This window comes from Acinetobacter legionensis (genome assembly GCF_057165765.1).
In genome coordinates, this window is the sequence record NZ_CM169896.1 from 1,400,448 (window position 1) to 1,415,431 (window position 14,984).

Annotated in this window: 12 protein-coding genes; 9 read left to right on the forward strand and 3 right to left on the reverse strand. The window is 36.9% G+C overall.

All coding sequences use genetic code 11. The features are described from left to right. Window positions 1-145: 145 nt before the first annotated feature. Window positions 146-2,101 (forward strand): alkyl/aryl-sulfatase, encoded by a 1,956-nt coding sequence (locus AC2G3J_RS06365; protein WP_483770826.1) that lies wholly within the window; start codon window positions 146-148, stop codon window positions 2,099-2,101. 674 nt (window positions 2,102-2,775) lie between these two features. Here the strand turns inward: AC2G3J_RS06365 and AC2G3J_RS06370 are convergent. Continuing rightward, window positions 2,776-3,015 carry a DUF2171 domain-containing protein gene (locus AC2G3J_RS06370; protein WP_336951503.1) on the reverse strand — a complete coding sequence of 80 codons (240 nt, stop codon included), beginning with the start codon at window positions 3,013-3,015 and terminating at the stop codon, window positions 2,776-2,778. Window positions 3,016-3,290: 275 nt separating this feature from the next. Here AC2G3J_RS06370 and AC2G3J_RS06375 point away from each other — a divergent pair, with 275 nt between their 5' ends. The 5 genes from AC2G3J_RS06375 to AC2G3J_RS06395 all read left to right on the forward strand — a co-directional run bounded on the left by AC2G3J_RS06375 (window position 3,291) and on the right by AC2G3J_RS06395 (window position 7,917). Beyond that, window positions 3,291-4,307, forward strand: coding sequence for an acyl-CoA dehydrogenase family protein (locus tag AC2G3J_RS06375; RefSeq protein WP_483770827.1), 1,017 nt, complete (start codon window positions 3,291-3,293; stop codon window positions 4,305-4,307). Further along, entirely contained in the window at window positions 4,295-5,071 is a 777-nt protein-coding gene (locus tag AC2G3J_RS06380) for a PIG-L deacetylase family protein (protein WP_483770828.1), read from the forward strand. The genes AC2G3J_RS06375 and AC2G3J_RS06380 overlap by 13 nt, the downstream gene beginning before the upstream one ends. Beyond that, a complete protein-coding gene (locus AC2G3J_RS06385; protein ID WP_483770829.1) occupies window positions 5,049-5,663 on the forward strand; it encodes a class I SAM-dependent methyltransferase in 615 nt (204 codons plus the stop codon). The genes AC2G3J_RS06380 and AC2G3J_RS06385 overlap by 23 nt, the downstream gene beginning before the upstream one ends. Further along, a complete protein-coding gene (locus AC2G3J_RS06390) occupies window positions 5,660-6,319 on the forward strand; it encodes a glycosyltransferase family 2 protein (RefSeq protein WP_336951495.1) in 660 nt (219 codons plus the stop codon). Before AC2G3J_RS06385 ends, AC2G3J_RS06390 begins: the two co-directional genes overlap by 4 nt. A gap of 398 nt (window positions 6,320-6,717) precedes the next feature. Continuing rightward, entirely contained in the window at window positions 6,718-7,917 is a 1,200-nt protein-coding gene (locus tag AC2G3J_RS06395; protein ID WP_336951493.1) for an MFS transporter, read from the forward strand. An 86-nt stretch (window positions 7,918-8,003) separates the two neighbouring features. Here the strand turns inward: AC2G3J_RS06395 and AC2G3J_RS06400 are convergent, their stop codons facing one another. Together AC2G3J_RS06400 and otsB are read right to left on the reverse strand one after the other, a co-directional pair. Next, window positions 8,004-9,440 carry an alpha,alpha-trehalose-phosphate synthase (UDP-forming) gene (locus tag AC2G3J_RS06400; RefSeq protein ID WP_336951491.1) on the reverse strand — a complete coding sequence of 479 codons (1,437 nt, stop codon included), beginning with the start codon at window positions 9,438-9,440 and terminating at the stop codon, window positions 8,004-8,006. Beyond that, complete coding sequence (gene otsB / locus AC2G3J_RS06405; protein WP_336951489.1) at window positions 9,433-10,293, reverse strand: trehalose-phosphatase; 861 nt, start codon at window positions 10,291-10,293, stop codon at window positions 9,433-9,435. The genes AC2G3J_RS06400 and otsB overlap by 8 nt, the downstream gene beginning before the upstream one ends. A 767-nt stretch (window positions 10,294-11,060) precedes the next feature. Between otsB and AC2G3J_RS06410 the strand changes: the two genes are divergently transcribed. The 3 genes from AC2G3J_RS06410 to AC2G3J_RS06420 all read left to right on the forward strand — a co-directional run bounded on the left by AC2G3J_RS06410 (window position 11,061) and on the right by AC2G3J_RS06420 (window position 14,765). After that, window positions 11,061-11,678 carry a TetR/AcrR family transcriptional regulator gene (locus AC2G3J_RS06410; protein ID WP_419361528.1) on the forward strand — a complete coding sequence of 206 codons (618 nt, stop codon included), beginning with the start codon at window positions 11,061-11,063 and terminating at the stop codon, window positions 11,676-11,678. 213 nt (window positions 11,679-11,891) lie between these two features. After that, window positions 11,892-13,277: an MFS transporter gene (locus AC2G3J_RS06415; RefSeq protein ID WP_336951485.1), complete on the forward strand. Its 1,386-nt coding sequence runs from the start codon at window positions 11,892-11,894 to the stop codon at window positions 13,275-13,277. Window positions 13,278-13,784: 507 nt separating this feature from the next. Beyond that, window positions 13,785-14,765, forward strand: a complete 981-nt coding sequence (locus AC2G3J_RS06420; RefSeq protein WP_483770084.1) for an IS110 family RNA-guided transposase — start codon at window positions 13,785-13,787, stop codon at window positions 14,763-14,765. The last annotated feature ends 219 nt before the right edge of the window (window positions 14,766-14,984 follow it).

Sequence of the window (14,984 nt, forward strand, 5' to 3'; positions counted from 1 at the left end):
AAATCACCAATTGAAAGCGGGGATGAATCAAATTGTAGAAGGAAGAGGATTTTATAGCGGGATATAAGACAGGGTTGAATGCCAGATGAAAATAATGCACAAATCATAAAACCCAAAAATATGGATGTTTTTAAAAGGAAAGACAATGAAAATTAAATTTTTGACGGTCTCATTGATGTTTATTTTACCATTTTCTGTTTTTGCAGCAAATGCAGCGGTAGAAAAAGCAGTCATTGAGTCAAATAATACCTATAAGAATAAATATAATTTAGATGATATGACTGAGTTTAATTATGCGCAAAAAGGCTTTATTGCCAAGCCGACGGGTCAAATTAAAAGTGAGAAAGGCAATGTTATCTGGGATTTTGATGCGTTTAATTTTTTAAACGATCAAGCTCCAAATACTGTTAATCCGAGTCTATGGCGACAAGCAAAGTTAAACAACAATGTCGGTCTTTTTAAAGTTACAGATCGAGTTTGGCAAATTCGTGGTTTCGATTTGGCAAATATGACTATTATACAGGGTGATACTGGCTGGATTATTGTTGATACATTAACTTCTAAAGAAACAGCTGAAGCTGCACTCAAATTTGCTAGACAGCATTTAGGTGAGCAAAAAATTTCAGCCATTATCTTTACCCATAGCCATATCGATCATTTTGGTGGGGCATTAGGTGTTATTTCTACCGAAGAAATTAACGCAAGAAAAACGCCAATTATAGCGCCACAAGGCTTTATGGAAGAAGCGACCAGTGAAAATGTGATGGCAGGTTCAGCCATGCTACGTCGTGCCAGTTACATGTATGGAACTTTTCTACCGAAGAATGCACAAGGGCTGGTAGATACAGGTTTAGGTAAGGCAGTTGCTGTTGGGAAAATGGGAATCCTTGAGCCTACACAACTGATTACTCAGGCGGAACAGAAAATGACCGTTGATGGTCTAGATTTTGTGTTTTATAACGTGCCGGGTTCAGAAGCGCCCGCAGAGTTAACCTTCTCTATCCCATCACTCAAACTTTATAATGGCGCGGAAATTCTTTCGCATACCATGCATAATCTTTATACCCTTCGAGGTGCTAAAGTACGAGATGCCTTAAAATGGGTGGGTTATTTAGATCAGGCAATGCAACATGCCAAAACATCGGATGTGTTGATTGCACAGCATCATTGGCCAGTATGGGGCAATGACAATATTCAAGATTTTATTAAAACGCAGCGAGATGTATATAAGTTTACCCATGACCAGACGGTGAGATATATGAACTCTGGTTTAAATGGCGCTGAAATTGCTGAGAAAATTCAGCTTCCAGCGGCACTTGATCAAAAACTATATGCTCATGGCTATTATGGAACCCTAAAGCATAATGTAAAAGCGGTATACCAATATTATATGGGATGGTTCGATGCCCATCCTTCCAATTTAGATCCATTGCCACCTAAAGCTGTTGCAAAAAAATATATTGAATTAGCAGGTGGGGAGAGCAAAGCGTTGAAAAATGCGCAAGATGCCTATGATCAAGCTGATTATAGATGGGCTGCTGAGATTTTAAAGCATATTGTGTTGAATAACCCTCAAAACCAACAAGCGAAAAACTTATTGGCAAATACTTATCGTCAATTGGGCTATGCTGCTGAGGCTTCAACTTGGCGTAATTTCTTTTTAGTCGGTGCCCAAGAGCTACAAAATAATCTACCTTTGCAAAATACATCTGATCCAAGTGACTTATTGATTCACACGCCAACAGAAAGATTTCTTGAAGCCATGGCAACCAATTTAGATGTAGAAAATTTAAAAAGTGAAAACCAGTGTCTCAATCTGGTTTTATCGGATACCAAAGAGAATTTTTCATTGTGGGTTGAAAACTCAGTCATGCAATTCAAGCGTTATGATGACAGTAGCGCTTTGGCATCGGATTGCCCAACATTAACCTTAACCAAACCCTTATATCTAAAAATGATTACAGGACAAATAGAAGGGGTAAAAGTCCTCCTTTCTAGAGACAGTAAAGTCAAAGGCAATCCACTGAAAATTGGAAAATTCTTTGCAATGTTTAAACGGCCAGATTCAATTTTCCCAATTGTGACTCGACCAAATGGCTAAAGTTACAAGGCTAGGCTCAAATAAATAGAGCCATAAGCTTAAATCAGTAGATCTAAATATAGATGGGCGAACTTATCAACTTAGTTGTCCCACTCTTATCGCAGGCAATAAAAGAAATCATTTCTTGTAACGGTATTCAAAATTAAAAGTAAACGATAAGGATTTTAACCCTGTTGCTACTTTGTTAAATATTTTTTGAATTTTATAGCGTATTTTCTAGGGAGGGATTTTAATTGGTAACTTGTTTAAAAAAATGTTTATTTTTATATTAATTTACTCATAAATAATAGCTTTAAGCGATATTTTTAACTAAAAGGTAGATAAAATATTGTGAAATATTTTTTATTAAAAATAAGATTTTATTAAAGATGACTTGATTGTGTCATTTTTTTAATATATTGAGTAAATATATAGGTCATGTTGATCGTATCAATATTCGATAGTTTAAGAGCTTAATCTTGATTTTATCAACCTTATATTTTTATATAGTCAGCATAATTAAGAAACTTATTTTGTAATACCTACGGGTTGATTTTCCTTTTTGAGAGCCTATATTTACATAATGCACTTGTTACGCTGTTGTAGGTGTTGGTGAGTTCGATTAGCTTGCACTTTGTAAATATCTACAAATAGCTTAAAGCGCAGCCAAATAAGTATGACTGCGCTAGGTTTATTTATATAGCTTTCCACTGATCACGGACTTCTTCTGAGTTTTTATTCAGGATAACTTGATCACCCTTAACATCACTAATCCAAGACGTTGGAATTAAATGATGTTGACCATTCGGATCATCATCACGAGTTAATTTTAGCTGACTATCGCCTTCGAGATGATCAACTGTTCCAACTTGTGTGCCACAAGATGCAATAACATTCGCGTGCTTTTTAATATCTTGAATATTGAAAGTAGTCATTTCAGCCTCTTCTTTATTAAAAATAAAACGATTTAGAGTATTTAGATTACCGTGTATTTTGGATTTATTATTTAATTTATAATAATAGTTACAGAACAGTCTTTTAAAATAACTTAACTCACGTTATTCAATAACAACGTCACAAAATGAAATGATATTTTATCTGCTTAATGTGAGTTGTTTGGCAATTTCCTGTTTTTTTACAAAACTTAAATTTAATATATTAATTTTAAACGATAGATTAAATTTTAAAGCTTATGAAAAACTAAATTAAAATGAATCTTCAAATCCAAATAAATAAGTCCATGAAACAGGTATTAGCAGATTTTGATTCGGCAACTTTCGAATATAAAAATCAGCAGCGTATATCTGTATTTCGCCAATTAACCCTTTTATCTGAGAATTTACCCTTTCCCGCACAAGGGCAAACCTATGCACGTTGGCAGTGTTTTGCTGAAATAGCGGGAATTGATCTAAGTTTGGCAAAACTATTTGAATCACATTGTGATGCACTTAGTATCTTGTACGAATTAGGCGATTCGACAAACATACGTTCTTCAGAGATATGGGCTGTATGGGCTGCTGAAGGCGGTCCAGCGCCTCTACAGGTGGCAAATAACCATTGTACTGGAACTAAGTTATGGTGTTCTGGGGCTGCCTTTGTACAACGAGCATTAATGAGTTATAAGAATGAACAAGGTCAATCTCAGTTGTGCATGGTTCAATTAGATCAGCCTAAGATTTCTATAGATTTTAGTCAGTGGCAAGCAGTGGGTATGCAACATACCCAAACAGCGAAAGTTCATTTTCACAACTGCTTAATTCGGCTTATCGGGCAACCTGATCAATATTTACAACGTCCAGGTTTCTGGCATGGTGCAGCAGGCATAGCAGCGTGTTGGTATGGAGCTGCTGCACGTTTGATGCATTTTTTACAACAGAGTTGTCAAGATAGTCCAAATTCATTTAAGTCTATGTATATGGGTGAGCTGGCTCAGCAGTTGGCAGTGACAAAAGCATTTTTTCAATATACAGCCAAACTTATAGACACACAGCCTCATGAGAATCATGAACGTGTGATTCGAATTTTGCGTGCGCAAACTGAGCAATGCTGTCAAGCTGTCATGGATTTGGCTGGTAAAGCTTTAGGGGCAAGACCATATTGTGAAGAGGGTGTTTTTGCTCAATTAATGGCTGATCTACCTGTATTTATTCGGCAAAGCCATGCCGCATTTGATGATGTGCAAATTGCTGAACGATGTTTACAGGAGCATATGTCATGGGAACTTTAAGACATCCTCTCGTTGAAGATCGGATGATTCAGGGTGAGGGCACTCAAAAGAGTCAATGGTTACAGGTATTTGAAAAACAGCCGTTGCCACCACTCGATCTTGAGCAATTTCGTTCCAAAAGGGTGGTGATAATATCACCGCATCCTGATGATGAGATACTGGGTTGTGCTGGCTTAATGCAACAGCTTATGCAATTAGATTGCAACATTGTTGTATTGGCAGTTACAAATGGTACCCAGAGCCATCCACAATCGAAAAAATACACACCCGAACAGTTAAATCAATTGCGTCCACTAGAAAGTTTGGCTGCCCTAGAGTGTTTAGCGATTGCTAAACATACCCAACGTATCGGATTGAATTTGACTGATGGACAAGTTCATTTACAAATCAATCAACTTTGGTCTGGATTAGATCAGACCATTCACCCAGAAGATTTTTTAATTTGCACCTATAAATACGATGGTCATCCAGATCATGAAGCAGTAGGTAAGACCGTTCAGTCATTCGCAAAAGTACACCAATTGCCCTGTTTGCAAGTTCTGATCTGGGCTTGGCATTGGGCAATTCCTCAGGATCCCCGAATCCCATGGCATCAAGCCTACGCTTATTGCTTGACTGATGAGCAAATTAGCCAAAAACGTCAAGCCATTTTACAGTTCAATTCTCAAACCCAAGCAGATGAGAGTACGGGACAGAATGCTGTTCTTTCGCCATCAATCATTGAGCGTCTGCTCATGCCTTATGAGGTCTATCTCTGTGAATGACTATATCGATGTATTTGAAGAATTGTATTCAAAAAGTGAGGATCCATGGGGGTATGATCACCGTTGGTATGAAGCTAGAAAAAAGCAAATTTGTCTGGCGTTATTGACGCGACCACACTACATAAATCTTTTAGAAATAGGTTGTTCTAATGGCCATCTAAGCGAACATTTGGCACAGCGCGCTGATCGAGTCTTATCAATAGATGCTTCCGAAAATGCTATTCAATTGGCTTCCAAACGTTTGCACGGCTATAAACATGTTAAGGTAGAACAGAGAAGAATACCCAACGCTTATCCTTCTGGACATTTTGATCTCATTGTAATGAGTGAGGTCGCATATTATTTGACCTCACAAGAATTACATCAATTAATTCATCATTTAACGCATAGTTTAACGCCACATGGAGAAATTCTGTGCTGCCATTGGCGCCATGAGATAGAAGGTTTTGAGCTAGATGCGCAACGGGTTCATGAAAGCTTGAGGAATCAATTGCCATTTCATCATTATTTAACGCTGAGTGATCCCGATTTTATCATCGATCTTTGGACAGTTGGCGCTTCTTCACTGGCACAACAGGAGGGAAGTATTTGAAAATAGGTATCGTTATTCCGGCCCATAATGAAGAACAGTACTTATCGGCATGCTTGCAAGCTGTTCAAAAAGCAATTGAACAAATTAAGCACCATCAAGTTGAAGTTTTAGTGGTATTAGATCAGTGTAATGATCAATCCTTAAATATCGTAAAAAACAATCATATACGTTGGCTTACATGTAGCTATCAATGCGTAGGGCAAGCACGTGATTTAGGAATTCGGCATTTAATCGCGCAGGGTGCGACTTGGATTGCATGCACAGATGCGGACAGTTGTGTAGATTTAGATTGGTTATATGCTCAAATACAGCATCAACCCACTGATGTCATTTGCGGCGTGGTGCAGCTTGATGATTTTAGCCATTTGTCCCTAAATGCTCAGCAAAACTATTTGATCCATTACAAAGATCGTATGAACCATCAGCATATTCATGGAGCTAATTTAAGCTTTAGTGCGCAAGTATATCTACAAGTGGGTGGTTTTGAAGCGATTTGCTGCCATGAAGATGTTGGATTGGTACAAAAATTTATTCAACACGGATATCAAATTACTTGGACTAATCAAGTACGCGTGAGTACAAGTAGCCGTTTGGATGCACGTGCGCCAGAGGGCTTATCTTATTTTCTCAGTCGGTTGGAAAATGCTGAGCTATAAATAATCATGGATGAACCTATCTTTCTTAACAGTCATCATAAAGATATAAAACGTAAAGCGTTCAACTCAATATAAGATTTAAAATAGTTTATGCTTTGGCAACTGGAGATAGGATAATTCAACCCCATGTTTGCGAATTACTATAAAGTTAATTAAATCTAAAAATAAAAAAACGATATATATTAGTTATATAGATTTAAGTGGGAACTGCATTGTCTATGTTACAAATTTCTAGAGAAAACTCAAAAATAAACAATGACAGCATTTAAAATCTGAGTATAATTTCGCCAAATACCCCTTGTTCATTTGTCAGTTTTACATGGCAAAAGACAAGGGGTTTTTCTATGGATTGTGGTTTTGTAAGGAAATGCCTAAATTTTTTGTGAGTGGCATCGTAAATGTTCATTTTTAAAACAGCTGTATGGGATCGTACGAACCCCATCCATAGTCAAATTTTAGCAACTCAGCTTAGTTTTTTTAGCTTGGGTTTTGCGACAGCAGCATGGGCGCCATTAATTCCATTTGCCCAGCAACGCTTGTATCTGAATCATGCAGATTTTGGTTTACTTCTGCTTTGCGCAGGTATTGGCTCATTTTTATCTATGCCTGCCACGGGTGCTTTAATCCAAAAGTTGGGGTGTAAGTCAATTATTGGTTTTACGCTATTGGCTATGCTATGTATTTTGCCCTTTCTAAGTATATGCAATACTGCTTTATCTATGGCCATTTTATTGTTTGTGTTTGGCACGATGGTAGGAAGCTTGGGCGTTGCTATTAATATGCAAGCAGTCATTGTTGAGAAAAATAGCCTAAGCAATAGAATGTCCAGTTTTCACGGCATGTGTAGTTTAGGGGGCTTAATGGGTGTGGCATTGGTCAGCATCTTATTGGCTTTAGGTGTTACACCATTACTTGCCGCACTGAGTATCAGTTGTATATTGTTAAGCATTGCATTTTTTGCCATACCGCTATGTTTGACTCGAATAGAGAACATAGAGCAAGGCACAGTAGTAGAAAATAAGCCAGAAAAATTAAAGTTAAAAGAATTGATGCATCCCACTTTACTTCTGATCGGTTTGGTATGTTTTATCAGTTTTTTATCTGAAGGGGCAGCAATGGACTGGAGTGGGATATATCTGGTAAAGCAATACCACTTAGATCCTACTTACGCTGGTTTTGCCTATACTTTTTTTGCAATCGCTATGACAGTAGGGCGGTTTTCAGGCAGTGCTTTGTTACGATGGTTTGGTGCCAAGCAGGTAGTATTGTATGGCGCCATTTTGGCTGCTTTGGGCTTAATGATTATCGTATTTGCTCCTCACTGGTCGGTAGTATTGTTAGGATATTGCTGTTTAGGTTTGGGGAGTTCTAACATTGTACCAGTGATGTTTTCTCGGGTAGGAGAGCAAAATTTAATTCCCAAAGCAGCTGCATTATCATTGGTTTCAACAATTGCTTATAGTGGGGCTTTACTTGGCCCTGCACTGGTAGGCTTTTTAAGTGAAGTGATTGGATTAGGCTCGGTATTTATTATCATTGCACTGCTGTTGGCAATGATTGGCATCGTCAACAGATACACCCAGATACAAGCAAAATAGAATCACACGGGGTTACAGCAATTTGCTGTAACCCTTGCTGGGCAGATTAAAATTGAAAGCAGCACATTCAAGTGAATAGGAGCAAACTAGACCTTAAATATTGAAGCCCGAGATGAAATCCCTGCCTTGTGCATATAAATTGGTTCATCTATGGGTTGCTGTAAGTCATGTAAAAATGCATTACGCCAGTCATTGATATCAAACTGCTCGATGCCCAGCATCAGTTGTTGATAACGTTCAATACGTTCTTCTTTCGACATAAACAAAGCAGTTTCAAGGGATTTAACCATCTGCTTTTCATTATTTGGATCGACCAGCACCGCTTCGGTCATTTGCTCTGCTGCACCTGCATATTTAGAGAGAATCAACACCCCAGGGTTATCAGGATCCTGTGCTGCAATATATTCTTTGGCAACTAAATTCATCCCATCTTTTAACGAACTAACCCAGCAAATGTCGGCATACTGATAAATCTGCATTAATTCATCATGCTCTACCACGTCCTGAGTGCAGTTAATGGGCGTCCAGTCAGCAGTAGCGTAGTCTTGATTGATTTGCTTAATTTTGTCCATGAAAGATAGATAAAAATCTTGATATGTCGTAATGTCCATGCGAGATGGGCCCGCAACCTGTAAATCCACAATATGCTGATGATACTCAGGATGCTGTTGTAAAAAGCATTCAAAAGCTCCAAAACGCTCAAGTAAACCTTTTGAGTAATCAATACGGTCAACACCGATAATAGTTTTATACAAAGGATTATCTTCAAAATCGAATATCGATTTCATGGTTTGATTCTGACGTTGTGCTGCCTGTTGTATCACTTCAGGATTAATACCAATAGGGTAGCATTTAATGCGGGTTTGTTGATCAGGTTGAATCAAAAGATCATCTTGTACGCGGCTAAATTTCAAACTATTTTGGCAAAGCTGCATACATTTTTGTTGGTCTAATTGAGTCTGTAAGCCTAATACATCATATTGAGTTAAATCTTGCAGTAAGGTGCGAGCCTCCGGTAATTTTTCCCATATTGAAGCACTGGCAAATGGGATATGTAAGAAAAAACCGATACGATTACGCATTCCAAGTTTTCGACAATAATGCGCTATACTGAAAAAATGATAGTCATGTACCCAAATTAAATCATCAGGTTGAGCAATCTCATACAGCTTTTCGGCAAAAAATTGGTTAACTTGTTGATATGAAGCATATTCTTCGGATTTAAACTCAATTAAATCGGCACGCTCATGCATAGCAGGCCATAAGGTGTTATTGGCAAAGCCACAGTAATATTGTTGGTATTGACTCTGCTGTAGTGGGCAGGTAATAAATTCAATATTATCTTGCTGTATATGTTCAAACTTTACCGACTTATGATTGTCAATTTGTTGACCATTCCACCCCAACCATATTCCACCAATATCATGTAGTGCATCTTGCACAGCCACTGCTAGACCACCTGCTGAGTTATTCGAGGGATCGGGTAAGCTGACACGATTTGATAAAACAATTAATCTAGACATGAGTATTCTCCAAGCGTTTTACCGAAGATTTAATCTTTTCTTGTTGGATATGTTGAGCAAATAATTCGAGAAAATCGGTCACAGCCATTGTATTTTCTAATCTAAATCTAGCTTGGGTATCGCCTGCACCAACCTTGATACTGATACCACCAACCTGATTAATGACTTCAAAACCTGCTTCATCAGTAAAATCGTCGCCAATAAATAATGCAATACTATTTTCTAGTTTGCATTGTTGGATTATTCTGTGAATTGCATTTCCTTTATTGGCCTGTGTAGGAATTAATTCAAATACGTACTTACCCTGAATAATTTTAAAATTTAAATTTTTCGCTTGCACTTGTTCTAAAAAATGCAACGCTTGGTTTTTATATTGAGGGTGTTCTCTATAATGTAGCGCAATAGAATAAGGTTTATGTTCTATTCGAATATGGGGTTGAGATAAGCAAAGTTGATTAATCTCATGTTTAATTTGAATTAAATCTTCTGGATTATAATGAGTATGGGGCATAGAAATATGCGTATCGATATTTTTTAATTGCATTTCTAGACCATGGGTTCCTGCAATATTTAAGGCTAGATTTGGGAAAAAGGTTTTTGCTTGATCTAAAGGTCTACCCGTAACAATACTGATAATTATAGAATTGTTGACAAGTTTTTGAATAATATTAAAATTTCTTTGATTCAAAGTTGTTTGGCTTGGATCTGAAGTGAAATCAGCCAGTGTGCCATCAATATCTAAAAATAAACTGTAGTTCGGATGCGTTAGATCATTTTTCTCATGATGTATATTTTGGATGAGTGCTTTGGGTGAAATAATCCTCGCTTTTTTTAATGCTAAAGAATCATTCATTCTTTTACCTTTAAATAATTTAATTAATTTATTATTACTTTAATTATTGCTTTTAAGGTGATTATTTATGTTATATAGACAAAAAACATACAGAGATTACAAATATATATTTTGTTAAATTATTTCAAAATATTAAAGATATCGTTATTTATAAGTAAAATATGAATAGAATTAATGAGTTTGTCTTTATGTTAGTAAATATTTATTTTAATTTGAGTTGTAATTATTTATTTGTACATTGGATTAATTTAAGCTGAAATTTTCAATGATTTAGATTTTTTATCTCATTTAAATTGGTTTGTCTCATTTAAATAGTTTAAAGATGATGCCAGATTATTTTATGCTCTTGATGCTTATACGGCTAGATTAGCATTTATCAATCTGGTTATTATCCGGAAATAACTAGTTTTTTTAAGGTGAATGAATATTATACTTCTTTTGTAAGTCATTTTTTAAAACGATAGAACAATTTTAAATTCCTCCCTGATCCTACTCCCCCCAAAGAGAGATGGAACTTTCAGTACCTATATGATTCACTCAACATGATGAGTTATGAAGCAACTCTATGGAGAGATTGAATAAACGCCTCAGGAAGTCAAAAACTGTCTAAGCTGGCTTTGATATTCTGTCAGATATGCTCAATCTAAAATCAGTAGTCTGTATATCTTCATGATGTTAAAGTGATTAGAGAACTGAGCTTGGCTTCAATTGTGAATTGGGAAGGTCTCATTTATAATTAAATTCTTATGTGTAGAAAATAGAGAAGTATGTCATCACAATCTCAAGTCGCTTCTACTCAGGTGACAAAAAGGCAAACCAAGCCAGCAGAAGTCCGAATTGATGAGCTGATGAATGCTGCACAAACGCTTTTTTTAGAAAAAGGGGTGGAAGCAACCACGATTAGCGAAATTATCGCCAGCGTGGGTGTGGCTAAAGGCACGTTCTATCATTATTTTGAATCAAAACAGCATATTGTTGAAGCATTAAAAAAACGTTATATCGATTTTTTTATTAAGGCTCTAGATACAGCAGTTGCAAAATGTGATGCAGAAGATTGGGTCAGTCAATTTAAAGTTTGGGTCGCTGCAAATATTCACACCTATCTCAACAGTTATCCTATACATGATATTGTTTTTGGCGCACATCATCATGAGCGTCAAAATAAAGAAAAAAATATGATAGTTGAACAATTACTGCATATCTTAAAGGGTGGTCAGAAAGCAGGCATTTGGCATTTAGAACAGCCAAAATTAACCGCTTTGTTGATTTATTCGGGGGTGCATGGGGTAACGGATGAAGCAATTGCCAATCAACTGCAAGATAGTACAGATTTCTCGCGACAAATTGCGATGCAATATTTAAAAATGCTAGGTCATGATGAGTGATCTTTCTATATTTATTTCAGCTTATATTTTAGATAAAAAATGATTATGTGATCTAAGAGCAAGTCATTTAGTTATATCTCGTTGGTGATCTTCAAAAAGATAGTTGAGTCATGTCTACCAAAATGAGGTGTTTATTTTTCGGTGGTTTTCAATTGACTGACGGTCGGTCAGTATATAGTATAATGATTCTCATTTATCTGTCTTAGGTGATGTATGAACGCATCTCGCCAACCGATTTATCTCATTTTAGCGCTCTATATCAGCACATTTCTTTGTTTGGTGGATTTAAGTAGTGTCAATCTGGCACTTGGAAGCATTCAAAAAGAATTTGATAGCGATATGGCTGATCTACAGTGGGTAATTGATAGTTATGCTTTAAGCCTATCGAGTTTGATGTTAGCAGTGGGGGCATTAAGCCAGCGTTTAGGGCGTAAAAAATTATGGCTGTTGGGTGTCATCATTTTTATAGTGGGTTCAATGATTTGTGCAATGGCAAGCAATTTTAGTTTGTTGATCATTGGCCGTATGATTCAAGGGGTGGCTGGCGCAGTTTTAATCCCTCTGGCTTTGGCGATTTTGGTACATCATTTTCATCAACCACAAGACAAAGCACGTGAAATTGGTCGCTGGAGTTCTTTTAGTGCTTTTTCATTGATTGTTGGCCCGCTAATCGGTGGTTTGATGGTGCATCATTTTGGTTGGCAAAGCATATTCTGGCTTAACCTTCCAGTTGGGGTTGTGACGATTTACTTGGGATATAAGGGAATTGACCCAGACCAGAAATCTCAATCTCTACCGTTTGATTATCTTGGTTTGTTATATAGCGCTGTTGCCATTGTCACATTAACCTATAGTATTATTGCCCTACAACACGACTATTTAAAGCATTGGTTGATGCTGAGTATTGTTTTGTTTGGTGTGGCGAGTATGGCATTTGCATGGCAGCAAAAACATACAGTTCATCCCTTGATCCCCAATCATTTATTTAAGAACAAACATTTTTTAGCTTATAACGCAATTTCATTTATCTTGGGTTTTGCAGGATATAGTTCGTTATTTATATTTGCTTTATTTTATCAAAATCAGATCGAGTTGAGTGCAGCACAGACTGGCTGGTTGATTGCACCACAGTTTTTAACTCAAGCATTTGTTTCAATAGCCTTTGCCAAATTACATCAACGATTTACAGTGGCAAGCTTATTGATACTGGGCTTGGCAATTGCAGGCGTTGCGTTGTTGGCCATGATGAGTTTTCAACTCGATTCATCTTTGCTGCTATTTGTCTTATGTGGTGGACTGATGGGAATCGGGATGGGACTGATCGTGCCAGGTTCAAGTACATTGATTATGGGAAGTGTGCAAGTTCAAGATGCAAATTTTGCGGCAGCAATCTTAAATACCCTACGCCAACTTGGAATGACACTCGGAATTGCAGTATTGGGTACGACGATGACTTTTATGACGGCTTTTTCTCAACAGCAAGGCAATAGCCTAGAATCTGCTGAACTGATGGCTTTTCATGTTACTGTTATGTTGATGGGGGGACTATTTCTATTGTCTATTTTGGTTATGCTGTATAGCCAAAAACAAGCGAAATAGTTGATATAGTTAACCTGTCAAAAAACTCATACACAAGAATATAATTTCTCCTAATTAATATTCTTTAATTCAATCATTTGCTTTATGAAAGATCTATTGTTTACACCAATGAGCTAAAACTTTGCAACCTAGGTTGGGCAGTGTAAGTACCTTTTCTTCATTGAATCCTAGATGGTGTAGCTATCGCATGGCGACATGGATGTCGCTGTTGGGCGGGGGTATATGAGCAAAAATAAAGCACTGCTTTGTTTGCAGCGCAAGAGCCCTGTTAAACGGAAGATTTTTGTCATCTTGTATCTTGTTCTTTGTAGTGATTAGCTATCACTACACGTAAATTGTAGAGTTTGGTTTGTCATCAAAACTTCGAGTTTCCTGAAAAGATTAAACCTACAATTTACACCTAACCACTGACATAAATCTGGACGGTAACTAAGCACTTTGATGCTGCATTCACAAGAAAAGACTGTGGTTTTTTAATATTAATTCAATCAATAATTAGGTGAAGCTATGTTTTATCTTGGCATTGATGTTTCTAAAGCTAAATTCGATTGTTGTTTATTTCTTGATGACTCTAGTGGAAAAATAAAAACTAAATGCTTTTCCAATAGCAATAAAGGATTTCATCAATTATTATCATGGTTAAATCGTTTTGGTCTTGTTGCTGAAGAAACTAGAGCCTTAATGGAAGCAACATCCGTCTATCATGAAATGTTAGCTCAATTTTTATTTGATTTAAAATTTCAAGTTTGTGTGGCTAACCCAGCCCGTACTCGATATTTTGCTCAAAGTATCTCTAAGCTTAATAAAACTGACAAAATCGATAGTGAAGTATTGGCGCGATTTGCAATGACTGTAGATTTACATTTATGGCAACCCACTCCTGATAATATCCGATTGCTCAATGCTTTATTAGATAGAAGGTCAAGTCTTGCGAACGACTTAAAACGTGAACAAAATCGTTTGGAAAAAGCAAACTCCACTCTAATAGTTGTACCAATTTTAAAGTCTATTAAGACTAATATTAAATCATTAACTCGGCAAATTCAGAATCTAGATACACAAATTCAAAACCATATTGATCAAGACCATGAGCTTAAACGTGATCAAAAGCTTCTTGAAAGCATTCCAGCAATTGCTGAGCGTACCAGTTTATTAATGCTTGTTTTTTTACGTGCTCATTCTTTTGAAAAAGCAAGCCAAGCTGCTGCATTTGTGGGTTTAGTTCCCATTCATAGACAATCTGGTAGTTCTGTGCTTGGAAAAAGTCGCTTATCTAAAGCCGGTTCACCTAAAATTCGATCGGGTTTATATATGGCTGCCATTGTTGCAACTCGGTACAATCCTCACATTAAAGAGTTGAGCGAACGGCTCTTAGCGAAAGGGAAAACTAAAATGGTAGCGATTGCTGCTGCTATGCGAAAGTTAATTCATCTTTGCTATGGTGTTCTTAAAAACCAACAACCTTATCAGGCAAATTATAAGGCATGAATCCTTAAATAATTTGCTTGACAGTTAAGACGGTATCTTTTCATCTCTGAAAAGTGAGGCATCGCCTTCGCAAATTAAATTTAAACTTCTCACTGTAATATATGGCTGTGCAAGCACCTTTGCGTCATTGAATTCTACATGGTGTAGATATCGTGGGCGTATAGGACGTACCCCTTGCTCAACATAAGCAAGAACAAAGCATGACTTTTTTGTAGCGCA